This is a genomic window from Ruegeria sp. BHSA162, from assembly GCF_059613385.1.
Genome location: NZ_JBXWSK010000073.1, coordinates 1 through 16,946, shown reverse-complemented (window position 1 = coordinate 16,946; position 16,946 = coordinate 1). Strand labels below are relative to the sequence as shown.

Here is a 16,946-nt window from a genome sequence, read left to right as displayed (position 1 = left end):
CGCATAGCCGCAACTTTGGTAGAGTGCAATGGCGGCCGCGTTGTCCGATGCCACCTCAAGAAACGCCCGGCGCGCACCCAGATCGTGAGCCTTGTCATGCCAAGCCTGCATGCAGGCGCGGCCCAGACCCTGCCGCTGATGATCGGGATGCGTCGCGATGGTCAGCAGCTCGGCCTCGTCGCCGATGACCTGGATCAGGGCAAATGCTGTTTTGTTTCCAACGACATGGGTGAAGCGGCTGGCAAGCAGATCAGCGAATTCATCATTAGTCCAGGGGCGGGACTGGGTGAAAGCCGCGCCGTGGGTCTCGGCCATTTCCTGTGGGGTCATGGGTCCAGCAAAGGCGGCGGCGTATCGCGCGACGGGGCGGCGTCTGCGGCACGAACGTACAGGGGGGCCGGGGGACCTGACACAAGGTCAACACGTTCGGATGCAATCCGGGCGATGGCCCGGACGACTGCATTCGCATCGTCGCACAAAAACAGGGCGCCAAGTGATTCTGCCTGTTCCTGCGTCATCAGCTGCGGCGTCCCGTCGGGCGCTTGCAGGTAAACATGTTCCCGGGGGGCTGGAATGGCTGGGGTCCGCCCTTCAGGTGCCAAAGCCGCAAGGGCTTCAAGGCCCGAAACGCCGATTGCCGGTTTGTTCAATCCAAGCGCCAGCCCCCGGGCGGCAGAGACCGAGATGCGAATTCCAGTGAAATTGCCCGGACCCGTCCCGACACCGATCGCGTCGATATCCGCCCAAGAAACCCCGCCTTCTGCCAGGATGTCCTGAAGCAAAGGCATCAGGCGTTCCGCCTGGCCGCGGGTCATGGTTTCGGCGCGGCTCACGACGATGTCTGGCCCGCGCAGCAAAGCGGCCGCGCAATGCGCGGCCGATGTGTCAAATGCCAGAATTGTCTGATCAGACGGCAACAGGGCGAACCTCGGTCACCTCGGGGATGTAATGGCGGAGCAGGTTCTCGATCCCCATTTTCAGGGTCAGCGTCGAGGACGGGCAGCCTGCGCAGGCCCCTTGCATATGCAGGTAGACGACGCCGCGGTCAAAGCCGTGGAAGGTGATGTCACCGCCGTCCTGCGCCACGGCGGGGCGTACGCGGCTGTCCAGCAATTCCTTGATCTGGTTGACGATTTCCGAGTCCTCACCCGAATGTTCAGCATGGCCGGACGCGGTTTCCACCCCGGCCCCCATCACCGGCTGGCCGGACTGGTAGTGCTCCATCACAGCGCCCAGGATGGCGGGTTTGATGTGGTCCCACTGCACGCCGTCGTCTTTGGTGACGGTTACGAAGTCATTGCCGAAGAAAACTCCGGTCACACCGCTGACCGCAAAGATGCGCTGCGCCAGCGGCGAGTTCTGCGCGGCTTCGGCGGTCGGGAAATCCGCTGTACCGGCCTCGAGCACGGTCTGACCGGGCAGGAATTTCAGCGTGGCCGGGTTGGGTGTGGATTCGGTCTGGATGAACATGGCGCGCTCCGTATCAGTTGGCTCTGATATGCGCGTCAGCGGCCGGGAAGTCAAGAATTGGAACGGTTCTAAATCGCTGCAGCCTGTCGGATGGCCATGTCCAGTCGGTCATCGCCCCAGTAAAGCTCCTCATCCACGACAAAACTGGGGGCGCCGAAGATCCCCAGCGATTTGGCGCGGGCAACCTGGTCAAACAGAGCACTCTTGATGTCAGAGTCTGCGGTTCGGTCGATCATGTCCTCGGGGAGGCCGGCGGCGGACAGGGCGCTGCGCAGGACTGGCTCTACCGAAATGTTCAGGCCTTGGCCAAACTGCGCGGCAAAAACGGCGCAGGAGAATGCAGCGCGCGCTTCACGTTGAGGGATGGCGAGCGCAAGGCGTGCGGCCTTCAGGCTGTTTTGCGGAAACTCGGCAGGTCGGGTCAGGGGCAGGCCATGCTGCCGGCAAAGCCGTTCCATGTCGCGCCACATGTACCGCCCCTTGGCCGGATAGATGTTGAACGGTGAGGTTTTCCACCCCTGCTCGGCAAAAATGGGACCCAGAAGGAATGGCTGCCAGTCCACCTGCACGCCGCAGGCTGCCGCGTCCCGTTCGACCCGCATGGCGCTGAGGTAGGAATAGGTCGAGGCGAAATCGAACCAGAAGTGCAGGGTGGCGGGCATCAGGTGATCTCTTCGAGCTTCTCCTTGCTCAGGTCGCCCGGAACGATGGTAATCGGAATCGGCAAGCTGCCGGAATTCCGCGTCAACTGAGTGACCAGTGGACCGGGGCCCTTCTTGTCAGTACCTGCACCCAGAACAAGGACGCCGATTTCGGGATCCGAGCGCACATGCTCAATGATCTGCGGAACGGGTTCACCCTCGCGGATCGCCAGTTCAGGCTCGATCCCCTGCTTGTCGCGCATCCATTTGGCAAACACCTCGAAATGCGCATGGATACGTTCGCGGGCTTCTTCCCGCATCACTTCGGCCACGCCGATCCAGTGGTTGAACTCGTCCGGAGGAATGACCGAGAGGATGGTCACCCCCCCGCCCGTATGCGCAGCACGCATCGCGGCGAAACGCATGGCGTTCAGGCACTCGCGGCTATCGTCAAGAACTACAAGGAACTTGCGCATGAATGTCCTCTTCGGTTTTCGGGATCATGCCCGAGCATTCGGTGTCTGGCAACTCGGGCCGCGACGGACCGTTGCTTATTGGTTGCTGGCCGCCCAGTCCCAGTAGAGCGCGCGCGTGCGGCGCGTGATAGGGCCAATCTGATATTGCGTGTCGTCCAGTGCGGTCACGGGCGTGACCTTGTTCATGTTGCCGGACATGAACACTTCGTCCGCGTCGTGGAAATCGTCGAAGGTCAGAACAGTTTCGTGAACCGTCACCCCGTCGCGACGCAGGTTGTCGATGTGCCGCGCGCGCGTGATGCCTGCAAGGAAGGTTCCGTTCGGTGCCGGAGTAAACACCTCTCCATCCTTGGCCATGAAGATGTTGGCCGTTGCGGTTTCTGCCACGTTGCCCATGGCGTCGGTCACCAATGCGTTTGAAAACCCCTTGGATCGCGCTTCCGCCAGCATTCGGGCGTTATTTGGATACAGGCACCCGGCCTTGGCGTTGACGACCGCGCTTTCCAGAACCGGGCGGCGGAAGCGGGTGGTCGTCAGAGTGACCGAGGCCGCCTCGGGTGCCATTGGGATCTCTTCGAGGCAGATGGCGAAACCTGTGCTGTCACCCTGCGGTACGATCGCGGTCGCGTCGCCGTCGATCCCCCAGTACATCGGGCGAATGTAGGCGGCGGCCTCGGTCGGGTATGCTTCCAGACCTTCGCGGATCAGTTCGACCATTTGTTCGGTGGTCACGGTCGGAGTGAGCATCAGCGCCTCGGCCGAGCGGTTCACCCGGTCGCAATGCGCGGCCAGATCAGGGGTCATGCCATCAAATCGGCGGGCCCCGTCAAACACCGACGAACCCAACCAGGCCCCGTGGTCCGCAGCCCGCATGATCGGGGCATCGCCATCGTGCCATTTGCCATCGAAATAAGTGCGGATATTCTTGCCGACTGCCATTGTGCCCTCCGTCAATTCCGCCGAACCGTAGGAGCGCGCGCGCCCGAGGTCCAGCAGATTATCCGGCCGACGATGGCAACACGTCGCGCTTGACCATCGCGCGCAGGGCGAAGTTGGAGCGCAGGTTGCGGATGCCCGGAATCTGCATCAGCCGGTTTTCCAGAAACGCATCAAAGGCGGTCAGGTCACGCGCCACGACGCGCAGCAGGATGTCGCGCGAGCCTGTCATGAGGTAACACTCCATAACCTCATCGCAGCGCAGGATGGCGCGTTCGAAGGCGTCGATGGCGTGGCGGTCCTGTTTCTCCAGTTCGACCGACACGAAAATCGTGACGCCAAAGCCCAGCTTCTCAGGGTCGACCTGGGCCGAATATCCGGTGATCACCCCGTCGCGGCGCAGGCGGTCCAGCCGCCGCGCGCAGGGTGTGGGCGACAGGCCCACCTTTTCGGCCAGGTCCAGAACGGTCATGCGCCCGTCCTGCTGCAGCGCGCGCACGATCTTGCGGTCGATCTGGTCCATGGAGAGAATCCCTAATATGATCGGATCAGATTACTATTATCTCCAAGAGAGATAAGTTGACCAGCATGTATTGGCGAAAATCGCTCGGTCGGATGTGGCAGAATCCATCTGTCTTTCCGGAGGAGCAAAATGGAAATAACCACGATTGACGCGCCAGATCACGAGCGTGTGGTCGAATTCAAAGACGCCGCCAGCGGGCTTTCGGGCTTTGTGGCAATCCACTCCACGCAGTTGGGGCCTGCAGCGGGCGGCGTGCGGATGCGCACCTATGGCCACCCGTCCGAGGCGCTGGACGATGCGCTGCGCCTGTCGCGGGGCATGACCTACAAGAACGCGGCGGCCGATCTGCCGCTGGGCGGGGGCAAGGCCGTGATCATCGGCGACCCGAACGCGGACAAGACGCCTCGGTTGCTGCAGGCCTTCGGGCGCGTGATTCAAAGCCTTGGTGGCCGGTACTGGACGGCCGAGGACATGGGGATGACCCCGGCCGACATGGCCCAGATCGGCACCGAAACCGAATATGTCGCCGGTCTGCCCGACGGCCCGTTCGCCAGCGGCGACCCGTCGCCGGTCACCGCCCGCGGGATCTTCAACGCCATCCGCATCACCGCGCGGCATCGGTTCGGGTCCGGGGATCTGAGCGGCAAGACCGTCTCGGTGCAGGGGCTGGGCCATGTGGGCGAACATCTGTGTGCGTTGTTGCATGACGCTGGGGCAAAACTGGTGATCACCGACATCGATGCGGGCCAGACCGCCCGGCTGGGGGACCGGTTCGCAGCGCAGGCCGTCGCGCCCGATGCGATCTATGCGGCCGAGGCGGATATTTTCGCGCCCTGCGCCATCGGCGGCATCCTGAACGAAACCAGCATTCCGCTTCTGAAGGTCAGCGCGGTGGCCGGAGGGGCCAACAACCAGTTGGCAACTGATGCCGACGCGCAGCGCCTGCATGACCGCGGCATCCTCTATGCTCCGGATTTCGTGGCCAATGGCGGCGGGATCGTGAACGTCGCAACCGAGATCCTGAAGATCAGGGATCGCGAAGCCTGGGTCGGTCAGCGGCTCGAGGCGCTGGAGCGGACGATGGACCGCATCCTGACCCGCGCCAAGGTCGATGGCGTCAGCCCCCATGCGGTGGCCGAATCCATCGTCGAGGAAAAACTGCACCCGCAGGCCGCCTGACCTGCAACGAAAAACGCCGCCCCGGATCAGGGGCGGCGCTGAAGTTTCTGTCTGGGTCTCAGGCGCGGCCGGCGCCCACCATCCCCACGATCTCGTAGGTGCGGCTGAGGATCGGAGCCGCGATTTCCCGCGCCCGTTCCGCGCCACGGTCCAGGATCCTGTCGATCTCGGCCTGATCGCCCATCAGCCGCGCCATCTCGGTCGAGATCGGCGACAGCTTTGCGACCGCCAGATCGGCCAGCATCGGCTTGAATTCACCGAACTGCTTGCCCCCGACCTCGGCCAGAACCTGCTCGACCGTCTGATCGCTGAGCGCGGCATAGATGTTGACCAGGTTGCGCGCCTCGGGGCGGCCTTCCAGCCCGTCCACCTCCGAGGGTAGGGCATCGGGGTCGGTCTTGGCCTTGCGGATCTTCTTGGCGATGGTGTCGGCATCGTCGGTCATGTTGATCCGGCTCATGTCGGACGGGTCCGACTTGGACATCTTCTTGGCCCCGTCGCGCAGGCTCATCACGCGCGTCGCCGCGCCCTCGATCACCGGCTCGGTGATCGGGAAGAAATCGACGCCATAGTCGTGGTTGAACTTGATGGCGATGTCGCGGGTCAGCTCAAGATGCTGTTTCTGGTCGTCGCCCACCGGGACATGGGTCGCGTGATAGACCAGAATGTCGGCGGCCATCAGCGAGGGATAGGCGAAAAGGCCCAGCGAGGCGTTCTGCTGGTTCTTGCCCGCCTTGTCCTTCCACTGGGTCATGCGCTGCATCCAGCCCATGCGCGCAACACAGTTGAAGATCCAGGCCAGTTGCGCGTGCTCGGGCACCTGCGACTGGTTGAACAGGATCGACTGCTCCGGGTCGATGCCGGCGGCGATGAAGCCCGCGCACAGCTCGCGCGTGGAATGAGCCAGTTCTTTGGGGTCCTGCCAGACGGTGACCGCGTGAAGATCGACCATGCAGTACACGGTCTCCATCTCCGGCCCCTGCATATCCACAAAACGCTTGAGCGCACCAAGGTAGTTGCCAAGATGCAGGTTTCCCGAGGGCTGAATGCCGGAAAACACGCGCGGCGTGAACTTGGTTTCGGTCATGGAAGGGAACTCCCGTCTGGAAAAATAAGCCTCCGTCGCTTACCCATGAGGCAAAGGGACGTCAACAGCCGCGAAAGGCCCGCCCAATGAGCAGCGAGCATTACACACCCCCCGTGAACCCCCTGCCGCCCGTGGTGGTGGCGCTGGTCTTGTTCATCATGGGGATCGAACTGGCCTTCACCCTCGGCACGCGCGGCCTGGTCGGCGGACCGGGCGCGGTGGGATGGCGGCTGGAGGCGATTCAGCGCTATTCCTTCTCGGCCGACATCTTCGACTGGATGGTGATGAACGGGCGTTGGCCGGTCGAGCATGTGATCCGGTTCTTCACCTACCCCTTCGTGTCAGGCAGCTTTACCCAAGCGCTTTTTGTCTGCGTCTTCGTTCTGGCGATGGGCAAGATGGTGGGCGAGGTCTTTGGCGGTTTTGCGATGCTGGTGATCTTCGTGTTGTCCGGCGTGGGCGGGGCGTTGGCTTATGCGGTGCTGCTGGACCCGCGCTATCCGCTGGTCGGGGGCTTCCCGCCGGTCTATGGCCTGATCGGCGCCTTCACCTGGCTGCTGTGGCGCAGGCTGTCGCTGGTCGGAGAGAACCAGGCGCGGGCGTTCCAGTTGATCGCGGTGCTGATGGGCATCCAACTTCTGTTTGGGCTGATCTTCGGCGGTACCTCGGATTGGGTGGCCGACCTGGGTGGCTTCGCGACCGGGTTCGGGCTGTCGTTCTTCGTGGCACCGGGCGGATGGGCGCGGCTGGTGGGCCGTATCCGGCGGGATTGAGGCGGTCAGGATCTCCGCAGGGCGGACCGGAACTCGGACAGACGGAATGCGCCCAGCAGGTGGCCCAGAAGGAAGTAAGACACTGCGGCGACCACGATCAGGCCCAGCAAGGCCAGATAGCGCCAGCCCGGAACCTGGAACGTCCAATCGAACAGCTGCATCGATGCGATCAGCACCACGCCCATTCCTATTGAGGCGGCCAATATCCTGGGCGCGCGGCGCTTGAAACGGTCGTCGAAACGGGCCTCGTCGCCCATGCGCCGGGCGCCCAGTACCAACAGCGCCACCATGCCCCACCCGGCGGCCGAGGCCGCGATGGCCGGGGCGATCCAGCCGACGATCGGGTACAGCCCAAAGGCCAGCACGGCGTTGATGACCATCGCCACTACGGCATATCGGAAGGGCGAACGGGTATCCTCGCGCGCGAAGAACAACGGTTGCAGCAGCTTTTGCAGCATGAAGGCCGGCAGTCCGATGCCATAGACCGCCACGGCCAGCGCGGTGGCAGCCGTGTCTTCGGGTGTGAACTGTCCACGTTCGAACAGGACCGAGACCAGCGGCACCGGGATGAGCACGAAGGCCACGGTGGCCGGAATGGTCAGCAACAGGGTGAACTCGCCTGCGCGGGAAAAGGCGTTGCGCGCACCGTCGCCGTCCCCCGCGCGCAGGCGGCGCGACAGGTCGGGTAACAGCACGATGCCCACGGCGATGCCGACCACGCCCAGCGGCAGCTGATACAGCCGGTCGGCGGCAAAGAGCCAGCTGATGGCCTTTTCGGTCTTTGACGCGACCAGCTGCCCGACAACGAGATTGACCTGCGTCACCCCCATGGCAAGTGCCGCCGGTACCGCGATCCGAACCATGTTGCGCATTTCAGGGCTGAGCTTCGGTCGGCCGAACCGGATGCGAATTCCGGCGCGTTCGGTGGCGACCCAAACCAGCGCCAGTTGAGCGACCCCGGCAATGGGTATGACGGCGATGAGCCAACGGATGACCTCGCCTCCGGTTGCCGCGCCTACGATCAGTGCCGTGCAGGCGAAGATGTTCAGCAGGACCGGAGCCGCTGCAGCGGCGGCGAATCGACCGGTGGCATTGAGAACCCCGGAAAACAGCGCGGCCAGAGACATGAACAGGATGTAGGGAAAGACGACATACCCGTAACCGACCGCCAGATCGAAACGTTCGTCGCCATAAAACCCTTCGGCCGTCAGCCAGACCAGCCCCGGCATGAACACCATGGCCAGCCCGACCAGCGCCAGAACGGCCGCCGCCAGCAGGTTGAACGCATCCTGCGCAAACCCCTGCGCGTCTTCGCCGCCTTCCAGCCGTTTCGAGAACATCGGAACGAAGGCTGCGTTGAAAGCGCCCTCGGCGAAGAACCGGCGGAACATGTTGGGTAGGCGGAAGGCTGCGACGAAAGCATCCATGACCGGCCCCGGTCCGATATAGGCTGTCAGCAGGATTTCCCGCAGAAAGCCCAGAATTCGGCTGGCAAGGGTCCAGAACCCGACCGTGAACAGGCCCGAGAACAGGCGGATCTGCTTCATGAGGCCGCCCGCTCGGCGCCTTCGGTAATCGCGGTGCGCAGCTTGGCTTCCAGCGTCCTCTGCTTGGCTTCCGAGTGGTATTTGAGCCCGAACATGTCCTTGACGTAGAACGTATCCACCACCTGCTCGCCATAGGTCGCGATCACGGCATTGGCGATATAGACATTGGCGGCGGCAAGTGTCCGGGCCAGATCATAGAGCAGGCCCGGCCGGTCGCGGGTGTCGACTTCGATGATCGTGTATATCTCGGACCCTTCATTGTCGAAGGTGATGTGCGTCGGGACGTTGAACGCCTTTTCCCGCTTCTTGATCTTGTCGCGGGACTTGAGCGCCTCGCGGGCCACCACCTCACCCTTGAGGGTGCGGTGGATCATTTGGGTCAGGCGCGGCAGACGCGACAGCTCGAACGGGTGGCCGTCAGCGTCCTGAATCCAGAACGCGTCAGTCACGTAGCCGTCCTTGGTGGTATAGCTGCGGGCATCGACCACGTTTGCGCCCACAAGCGCCAGCGCACCGGCAATCCGGGAAAAGATGCCGGGGTGGTCGGCCATGGCAAAGCACGCCCGCGTCGCATCCCGGTCTTCGTCCGGGTGCAGCCGGATTTCCATCGCCGCCGGATCCGCGCTTTTTTCCAGCGCGCGCAGCATTTCGGCGAACTCGACATGGGTCGAGAGATTGAGCCCCTGCCAATACGGATCGTAGTGCCGCCCGGTTTCCGTCTTGAGATCGGCCTTGGACCAGGCCGACAACGCGTCACGCAGGGCTTTCTTGGCTTCCGCGCCACGATTGGCACGGTTGAGGTCCTCCATCCCGGTTTCCAGCGCGCGCTTGGTTTCCGCGTGCAAGGCCCGTAGCAGAGTGGCCTTCCAGTTGTTCCAGGTGTTCGGCCCAACGCCGCGGATGTCGCAGACTGTCAGGACCGTCAGCAGATCCAGCCGTTTGACGGTCTGAACCGCCTTGGCGAAGTCGCGCACCGTGCGCGGGTCCGAGATGTCACGCTTCTGCGCCATGTCCGACATCAGCAGGTGATACCGCACCAGCCATTCGACGGTTTCGCATTCTTTCTTGTTCAACCCCAGCCGAGGCGCGACCGTCCGTGCGATCTTGGCCCCCAGGATCGAGTGATCCTCGGGGCGGCCCTTGGCGATGTCGTGCAACAGCAGAGCGACGTAAAGCACACGCCGGTTCACTCCGCCCTCGAGGATCGACGAGGCCAGCGGCAGCGCTTCGACAAGTTCGCCCCGTTCGATCTGCGCCAGGTTGATGATACACTGGATCGTGTGCTCGTCCACCGTGTAGCTGTGGTACATATTGAACTGCATCATCGCCACGATGGGCTCGAACTCGGGGATGAAGGCCGACAAAACGCCCAACTCGTTCATGCGGCGCAGCGCGCGTTCGGGATTGCCGTGTTTCAGCATCAGATCCAGAAAGATGCGCCTCGCCTCTTTGTCGTTGCGCATTTCGTCATCGATCAGGTGCAGGTTGGCCGTGACCAGCCGCATCGCATCGGGATGGATCAGCATACCCGTGCGCAGACCTTCCTCGAACAGACGCAGTAGATTCAGCTTGTCGGACAAAAAGCTTTTGGGGTCGGCCACGTCCAGCCGGCCATGAACAACCCTATAGCCCGGCTTGACCCGTGGCTTGCGGCTGAAGATGCGTTCCAGCAACGGCGCGTTCTTCATATGTGACGCTTCAAGCTTGGTCAGGAAGATCCGTGTCAGTTCTCCCACCTTCGTGGCTTCTCGGAAGTACCGCTGCATGAAGATTTCGACGGCCCGGCGGCCCGCTCGGTCTTCGTAACCCATGCGGTCGGCCACCTCGACCTGCAGATCAAAGGTCAGCTGTTCGGTTGCGCGCCGTGTCACCAGATGAAGATGCGAACGTACGGCCCAAAGGAAGTCTTCGGCCTGCACGAACGTGTTGAATTCGTCCTGGGTGAACAACCCCAGCGGGACAAGTTCAGCCACGTCGTGAACGCCGTAGATGTATTTGGCGATCCAATACAGGGACTGCAGGTCACGAAGGCCGCCTTTGCCTTCTTTCACGTTCGGTTCGACCATGTAACGCTCGCCCTGCTTGTGGTGGCGTTCGTCGCGTTCATGCAGTTTGGCTTCGATGAATTCGCGTTCGGTTCCTTTGAACAGCTCGGATTTCAGCCGGCTTTCCAGCTCATCGGCCAGGTCCCGATCACCGGCCAGATAGCGCTGTTCCAGCATCGCTGTCCGGATCGTGAAATCCTCGTCTCCAAGACGCAGGCAATCACGGATCGTGCGCGAGGAATGCCCGACTTTCAGCCGTAGATCCCACAGGATGTACAGCATCGACTCGATCACGCTCTCGGCCCAGGCGGTGATCTTGTAGGGAGTCAGAAACAGCAGATCGACATCCGAAAACGGCGCCATCTCGCCGCGCCCATAGCCGCCCACCGCCAAAACCGCCATCTTCTCGCCCTGGGTCGGGTTGGCCAATGGATGCAGATGCTGTCCGGCCACGGTCATCGCGGCGCAGACCAGCCCATCGGTCAGATAGGTGTAGGATCGCGTCAAAGGCCGAGCGTCAAAGGGTCGGGCGGCGAACGCCTCCTCGATGACCTGACGCCCGGATTTCTGTGCGTCCCGCAGGATCCGGACGGCCTCGTTTCGGGCTGCGGCCGTTTCCGGAATGTCTTTCAGGGCCTTCGACAGCAGCGCGTTGACCTTTTCGCCATCGAAGATTTCGCTGGCGTCGCAGATCAATGCGCCAGCCGGCGCGGGGATCGTCACAAGCTGATCAGAAACCGGCGCCAGAGAAGCTTTGCGGGGCAGGGTCAATCACAACTACCTGTTTGTTCTGGATCGTGGCCACGGCCAGACCTCGTTCGTTCGTACCGTTCGGGCGCAGACGGAAAATACCGCCAACACCCTGGAAACCGGCATTCTGGGTCAGGGCCGCGGCCGAGAGGGCATTGGACTTCCCTTGGCTGGCCAGAGCGCCGATGGCGGCGATCCCGTCATAGGCCAGGCCGCTGATCGGATGCGGTGCCTCGCCATAGGTCGCGTTGTAGCGTACGCGATAGGCCTGGGCCTTGGCAGGGTCAGGCAAGGCAAACCATCCGCCTTGGACCCCGGGCAGTTCCAGCGTCTGGGCCGGAATGTCCCAGCGGGTCAGGCCAATATATTGCACGGTTGCCGGTGAGACACCGGCCTCGGGCAGCAACTGGCTGAAGAGCGGCAGCGCGCCGGCGGTCGTGGCGGTCAAAAAGAGTGAATCCGCCCCCGTCGAGTCCACCGTCGCCTTGATTGCAGGGATGGCGTCGATCACACCCTGCTGAGATCGATCAAAACCGACCACACCCGCATTCGCAACACGGCTGTTGCCAAGTGCGTTCGAGATTGCCGCCTGGCCCAATTGGCCTGCCGCATCGTTGCTGTGCACGATGACGGTGCTTTTCTTTCCCTGTTTGCCGGCGTAGCTGACAAGCCGGTTGGCCGTGTTGTCGAAGGTCGGGCCAAGGACAAAGACGTTTCCGCCGGCAATGCTTGTATTATTCGAGAAGGACAGAACGTTCACGTTCTTGCTCAGAACCGCAAGGCCCGCAGCATTTGCAGCCTGCGCGTAGACCGGCCCCAGGATGACCTTTGCGCCGTCGGCAACGGCCTGCTGCGCAACGGCGGCTGCCGTGTTCGGATTGCCGGCAGTGTCATAGACGCGAAGATCGATCTTGACGTTGTTCAGATCGGCCATGGCCAGCCGGGCAGCGTTCTCAAGGCTTTGCGCCAACGCGGCGTCGCCCGATTTGGGCACCAGCAGGGCTACGGGGATCGGCTCTGACGTGTCTATCGACGGTCCGCGCCCGGTGGCGCCGGGTTCGCAGGCGGCCAAAAATGCCGCCGCGGTCAGGCCGATGGCGAATTTCGCCAGTTTGCGAACGGGCTTGCAAACGGTAAACATCTAAATGAAAACTCCCTGATCCGGCGGCAAAGAACGCTGCTGTTCTATCACGCCGCGATAATAAACGTCACGCTGCGAGGGTCCAGCTTTGAATTTCCAAAAGGTAAGATTGGCTGGGGGGCTTTATTTTGTTGCCACTCCGATCGGAACGGCGCGCGACATTACGCTCAGGGCGCTGGACGTTCTGGCCTCGGCTGATGTGATCGCGGCGGAAGATACACGCAGCCTGCGCAGACTGATGGAGATTCACGGTGTACCCCTCGAAGGGCGGCGCATTCTGGCCTATCACGACCACAGCGGCACGGCTGCGCGTGAAAAACTGATTGCCGAACTGTCCCAGGGCAAGTCCGTGGCTTACGCGTCCGAGGCCGGCATGCCCCTGATCGCCGACCCGGGTTATGACCTGGGCAAGCAGGCGGCCGAGGCCGGGTTCAGCGTGACCTGCGCCCCTGGAGCGTCAGCCGTCGTGACGGCGCTGACCCTGGCGGGCCTGCCGACGGACGCCTTCTTTTTCGCCGGGTTTCTGCCGAATGCGTCCGGCGCCCGCCGAACTCGGATCGAGGCGCTGCGGGATGTTCCCGGGACGCTGGTGTTCTACGAATCCCCCAAGCGTTTGGGGGCGTGCCTGTCGGATCTGGCGCAGGTTCTGGGTGGCGAGCGTCAGGCCGCGGTCTGTCGTGAGCTGACCAAGAAGTTCGAAGAAGTCCGGCGGGCCAGCCTTGCAGAGCTGTCCGAACAGTATCGAGATGCCACTGTGAAGGGCGAGATCGTCTTGCTGGTGGACCGTGCCCATTCACAAGCCGTTAAGGATGCCGATGTAGAAGAGGCGTTGAGACGGGCTCTGGAAACGCACTCGGTGCGGGATGCGGCGGATCTGGTGTCCAGGATGTATGATTTGCCAAGGCGGCCGATTTACCAAAAGGCCCTGCAACTGGGAAAGGGATGACATGGCGCGACGGTCGGTCCAGGGCTCGGTTTCCTATCACGCCGGGCACGCGGCCGAGCACAGCGTCGCTGCCGATTACGAAAGCCGAGGGTTCAAGGTCTGTCACAGGCGTTGGCGCGGCGCGGGTGGCGAGATTGACCTGATCGTCCGGGATGCGCAGGGCCTTGTGTTCGTCGAGGTCAAGAAAAGCCAAACCTTTGACAGCGCCGCCGCGCGGATCAGCAAGCGGCAGATCGACCGGATATGCGCCTCGGCGGCGCAGTATTTGGCGCAGGAACCGGGCGGGCAGCTGACCAATGTCCGGTTCGACGCGGCTCTGGTGGATGCAACGGGCGCAGTACAAATCGTCGAAAACGCCTTTGGTCAGGGCTGATCGCCATTGAACACCCGTCCCCGCTGGGCCATGTATCTGGCGTGACTACGAGGGACACGCCATGAAAATCGCCTTTCAGATGGACCCGATCGGGGCCGTGGACATCAATGCAGACAGCTCGTTCCGGCTGGCCGAAGAAGCCCAGGCCCGTGGGCACCAACTGTTTTACTACGGACCCGATCAGCTGGCCTATCAAGAGGGGCGCATCACCGCCCGCGGTCACGACATGACGGTGCAGCGGGTTGCGGACCAGCCGGCGGTTCTGGGGCCTGAGCGCGAGGTTGATCTGGCGGATTTCGATGTCGTCTGGCTGCGGCAGGACCCGCCGTTCGACATGCACTATATCACGTCCACCCATCTGCTGGATCGGTTGCGTGGGCAGGCTCTTGTGGTGAATGATCCGTTCTGGGTGCGCAACTATCCGGAAAAACTGCTGGTTCTGGATTTTCCCGACCTGACTCCGCCCACCACGATCGCCCGCGATCTGCAGACGATCAAGGCGTTCAAGGAAAAGCACGGCGACATCATCCTCAAGCCGCTCTATGGCAATGGCGGGGCCGGCGTGTTCCGGCTGGATGCCGATGACCGCAACCTGACTTCGTTGCATGAGTTGTTCACCGGTTTCTCGCGCGAGCCGCTGATCGTTCAGAAATTCCTGCCGGATGTGCGCAACGGCGACAAGCGGGTGATCCTGGTCGATGGCGAACCGGTCGGCGCGATCAACCGCGTTCCGGCCGAGGGTGAGACCCGGTCGAACATGCATGTGGGTGGCCGTCCCGAAAAGATCGGGCTGACCGACCGCGATCTTGAGATCTGCGCGGCCATCGGTCCGCTGCTGAAGGAAAAGGGCCAGATCTTTGTAGGTATCGACGTTATCGGCGACTATCTGACCGAAATCAACGTGACCTCGCCCACCGGAATCCAGGAATTGGAGCGGTTCAACGGAACCAATATCGCCGAAAAGATCTGGCAGGTGATCGAGGCCAAGGTCTAGGCCGCAACCCGGGCGCTGATCCTATAGCTCAGCGCCTCGGCCACGTGGGGGCGACGCACATCGGGCGCGCCCTCCAGATCGGCAATGGTGCGGGCCACGCGCAGGATGCGGTGGTAGGCCCGTGCCGACAGGCCGAACCGCTCGGCCGCCTTGACCAGCAGGTCCTTGCCCTCGGCATCTGGAGCGGCGACCTCTTCCAGCAGATTGCCCTCGATATCGGCGTTCTGGCGAATGCCGGGCGTGTCCTGAAAGCGCCGGGCCTGAACAACGCGCGCCTGCTGCACCCGCGCGGCGACGGTGGCCGAGCTGTCTCCGGATGGCGGCAGGTCAAGGTCGGTAAAGCCCACGGGCGGCACCTCGATCCGCAGGTCGAACCGGTCCATCAACGGCCCCGAGATGCGGCCCAGATAGTCCTCGCCGCATACGGGTGCGCGCGAGCAGGCGCGCGACGGGTCGCTGAGATATCCGCATTTGCAGGGGTTCGCCGCCGCCACCAACATGAACCGGCAGGGGTATTTTACATGGGCGTTGGCGCGGGCGACCATGACTTCGCCGGTCTCGATGGGCTGGCGCAGGGTTTCCAGAACCGTTCGCGGAAACTCGGGAAATTCGTCCATGAACAGCACGCCGTTGTGGGCCAGGGAAATTTCGCCGGGTTTCGCGCCTTTTCCGCCGCCCACGATCGCCGCCATCGACGCCGTGTGATGCGGTTCGCGGAACGGGCGGGTCCGGCTGATGCCGCCTTCGTCCAGCATGCCGCACAGCGATTGGATCATCGAGGTCTCGAGCGCCTCGGTGGGCGTCAACGGCGGCAATATGCCGGGCAGGCGGGCGGCGAGCATGGATTTGCCTGACCCCGGCGTGCCGATCATTATCATGTGGTGACGGCCGGCCGCTGCGATTTCCAATGCGCGTTTTGCCCGTTCCTGCCCTTTTACGTCGCGCAGATCGCGGGTCGAGGGCTCCAACCTGACCTCGCCGGGCTGGGCGACCGGCAGGGGCGACTGGCCGGTGAAATGGCGCACGACGTCGGCCAGGGACGCGACCCCGATCACCTGGGTCGCGTCGACCCAGGCCGCCTCGGCACCTGACACGCGCGGACACAGCAGCGTGCGGCCCTCGGCCGCGGCGGTCATCGCGGCGGGCAGGGCGCCGGCCACGGGCACCAATGAGCCGTCCAGCGAAAGCTCGCCCAGAGCCATGGTGGCTTCGGCGGCGTCGGCGGGCAGGATGTCGATGGCACAGAGCAGGGCCAGCGCGATCGGCAGGTCGAAATGGCTGCCCTCCTTGGGCAGGTCAGCGGGCGACAGGTTGATCGTGATGCGTTTGGAGGGCAGCGCAATGGCCATCGCGCTGAGCGCACTGCGCACGCGTTCGCGGGCCTCGGACACGGCCTTGTCCGGCAGGCCGACGATTGAAAAGGCGGGCAGCCCGGGGGAGACGGCGCATTGCACCTCGACCGGGCGGGCCTCGACCCCCTGAAAGGCAACGGTATGAGCGCGGGCGACCATGGCGATCCTGTTATTGGTTAACGGGACCTTGCTGCCATGGCTTCGGTTTAGGAATGGTTAACGGTCACACCGCTTGCCGGATCATTTGCGTGAATTTCGGCCACGCTCCGGGGTCGGCCACGGTTTTGTCGCGGCAGAAGGTGTTGCAGAAGCCCCATCGATTTCCATCCAGCTCCAGAAATGCGGTCACCGGCTTGCCGGAATAGGGGCAGCGGTCATTGACCGAAGGGCCCGCCTCAACTGCGCGGGCCGTCGAGGCCCCGCCGATCGGCCAGGGCTCGGCGTCGAGCAGCTGGTCATAGGGGAACGGGTCGTAGTCGAAAGTCAGTCCCATCGCGCGCCATTGCCGAACCGCCGGGTCTGACAACAATTCCATGCAGTAGTCGTGGCTCTGCACGGACACGGGCAGACCGTAGCCGATGATCCGGGCTGCGACCGGCGTATAGAACACATCGGCCAGCGAATAGCCGCCGAACAATGGGCCGGTCTCCGTGCCTGAGATTTTGCGCGCATGCGCCCACAGGGTCTCGATCCGGGTCAGATCGGCGCGGGTT

The 16,946-nt window shown here is 63.1% G+C and carries 18 protein-coding genes; 5 read left to right on the top strand and 13 right to left on the bottom strand.

Going from position 1 to position 16,946, the window contains the following annotated elements; genetic code table 11:
* From AC2FM5_RS16025 to AC2FM5_RS15995, 7 genes are all read right to left on the bottom strand, one after another.
* A partial coding sequence (locus AC2FM5_RS16025) for a GNAT family N-acetyltransferase (protein ID WP_496736765.1) occupies positions 1-330 on the bottom strand: 330 nt, incomplete at its 3' end.
* On the bottom strand, positions 327-917 hold the full coding sequence (gene tsaB / locus AC2FM5_RS16020; protein WP_170360167.1) for a tRNA (adenosine(37)-N6)-threonylcarbamoyltransferase complex dimerization subunit type 1 TsaB: 591 nt from the start codon (positions 915-917) through the stop codon (positions 327-329). The genes AC2FM5_RS16025 and tsaB, both read right to left, overlap by 4 nt.
* On the bottom strand, positions 907-1,470 hold the full coding sequence (locus tag AC2FM5_RS16015; protein WP_093963451.1) for a NifU family protein: 564 nt from the start codon (positions 1,468-1,470) through the stop codon (positions 907-909). Before AC2FM5_RS16015 ends, tsaB begins: the two co-directional genes overlap by 11 nt.
* A 68-nt stretch (positions 1,471-1,538) precedes the next feature.
* Positions 1,539-2,132 (bottom strand): 2-hydroxychromene-2-carboxylate isomerase, encoded by a 594-nt coding sequence (locus AC2FM5_RS16010; RefSeq protein WP_170360169.1) that lies wholly within the window; start codon positions 2,130-2,132, stop codon positions 1,539-1,541.
* Positions 2,132-2,587 carry a universal stress protein gene (locus AC2FM5_RS16005; RefSeq protein WP_170342153.1) on the bottom strand — a complete coding sequence of 152 codons (456 nt, stop codon included), beginning with the start codon at positions 2,585-2,587 and terminating at the stop codon, positions 2,132-2,134. The genes AC2FM5_RS16010 and AC2FM5_RS16005 overlap by 1 nt, the downstream gene beginning before the upstream one ends.
* 75 nt (positions 2,588-2,662) lie before the next feature.
* Positions 2,663-3,526, bottom strand: a complete 864-nt coding sequence (locus AC2FM5_RS16000) for a branched-chain amino acid aminotransferase (protein ID WP_496736762.1) — start codon at positions 3,524-3,526, stop codon at positions 2,663-2,665.
* A 58-nt stretch (positions 3,527-3,584) separates the two neighbouring features.
* Positions 3,585-4,046 (bottom strand): Lrp/AsnC family transcriptional regulator, encoded by a 462-nt coding sequence (locus tag AC2FM5_RS15995; protein ID WP_170360173.1) that lies wholly within the window; start codon positions 4,044-4,046, stop codon positions 3,585-3,587.
* A 129-nt stretch (positions 4,047-4,175) separates the two neighbouring features.
* On the opposite strand from AC2FM5_RS15995, the gene AC2FM5_RS15990 reads away from it, so the two are divergent.
* The gene (locus AC2FM5_RS15990) at positions 4,176-5,225 is read left to right on the top strand and encodes a Glu/Leu/Phe/Val family dehydrogenase (protein WP_170445614.1); all 1,050 of its coding nucleotides are present in this window, start codon (positions 4,176-4,178) and stop codon (positions 5,223-5,225) included.
* Between the two features lie 58 nt (positions 5,226-5,283).
* Here the strand turns inward: AC2FM5_RS15990 and trpS are convergent, their stop codons facing one another.
* Positions 5,284-6,312 (bottom strand): tryptophan--tRNA ligase, encoded by a 1,029-nt coding sequence (gene trpS, locus AC2FM5_RS15985; protein WP_496736759.1) that lies wholly within the window; start codon positions 6,310-6,312, stop codon positions 5,284-5,286.
* 86 nt (positions 6,313-6,398) lie between these two features.
* Here trpS and AC2FM5_RS15980 point away from each other — a divergent pair, with 86 nt between their 5' ends.
* Positions 6,399-7,085, top strand: a complete 687-nt coding sequence (locus AC2FM5_RS15980; protein WP_170342144.1) for a rhomboid family intramembrane serine protease — start codon at positions 6,399-6,401, stop codon at positions 7,083-7,085.
* A 5-nt stretch (positions 7,086-7,090) separates the two neighbouring features.
* Here the strand turns inward: AC2FM5_RS15980 and murJ are convergent, their stop codons facing one another.
* From murJ to AC2FM5_RS15965, 3 genes are read right to left on the bottom strand one after another with little or no spacing between them, the layout of a single operon-like run.
* Positions 7,091-8,632 (bottom strand): murein biosynthesis integral membrane protein MurJ, encoded by a 1,542-nt coding sequence (gene murJ / locus AC2FM5_RS15975; RefSeq protein ID WP_170445617.1) that lies wholly within the window; start codon positions 8,630-8,632, stop codon positions 7,091-7,093.
* On the bottom strand, positions 8,629-11,448 hold the full coding sequence (locus tag AC2FM5_RS15970) for a [protein-PII] uridylyltransferase (RefSeq protein WP_480632422.1): 2,820 nt from the start codon (positions 11,446-11,448) through the stop codon (positions 8,629-8,631). Before AC2FM5_RS15970 ends, murJ begins: the two co-directional genes overlap by 4 nt.
* Positions 11,408-12,568 carry a penicillin-binding protein activator gene (locus tag AC2FM5_RS15965; protein ID WP_170360183.1) on the bottom strand — a complete coding sequence of 387 codons (1,161 nt, stop codon included), beginning with the start codon at positions 12,566-12,568 and terminating at the stop codon, positions 11,408-11,410. Before AC2FM5_RS15965 ends, AC2FM5_RS15970 begins: the two co-directional genes overlap by 41 nt.
* Positions 12,569-12,656: 88 nt before the next feature.
* Between AC2FM5_RS15965 and rsmI the strand changes: the two genes are divergently transcribed.
* The 3 genes from rsmI (at position 12,657) to gshB (ending at position 14,881) form a co-directional block, all read left to right on the top strand.
* Positions 12,657-13,514, top strand: a complete 858-nt coding sequence (rsmI, locus tag AC2FM5_RS15960; protein WP_496736756.1) for a 16S rRNA (cytidine(1402)-2'-O)-methyltransferase — start codon at positions 12,657-12,659, stop codon at positions 13,512-13,514.
* Between the two features lies 1 nt (position 13,515).
* On the top strand, positions 13,516-13,887 hold the full coding sequence (locus AC2FM5_RS15955; protein WP_496736754.1) for a YraN family protein: 372 nt from the start codon (positions 13,516-13,518) through the stop codon (positions 13,885-13,887).
* A gap of 61 nt (positions 13,888-13,948) precedes the next feature.
* Complete coding sequence (gene gshB, locus AC2FM5_RS15950; RefSeq protein WP_170391908.1) at positions 13,949-14,881, top strand: glutathione synthase; 933 nt, start codon at positions 13,949-13,951, stop codon at positions 14,879-14,881.
* Here gshB and AC2FM5_RS15945 read toward each other — a convergent pair.
* Both AC2FM5_RS15945 and AC2FM5_RS15940 read right to left on the bottom strand, forming a co-directional pair.
* Complete coding sequence (locus AC2FM5_RS15945; RefSeq protein WP_496736752.1) at positions 14,878-16,392, bottom strand: YifB family Mg chelatase-like AAA ATPase; 1,515 nt, start codon at positions 16,390-16,392, stop codon at positions 14,878-14,880. The two genes, gshB and AC2FM5_RS15945, sit on opposite strands and share 4 nt — an antisense overlap.
* A 64-nt stretch (positions 16,393-16,456) precedes the next feature.
* Positions 16,457-16,946, bottom strand: a 490-nt coding sequence (locus AC2FM5_RS15940; RefSeq protein WP_496736750.1) for a glutathione S-transferase family protein, incomplete at its 5' end; no start/stop codon positions are given.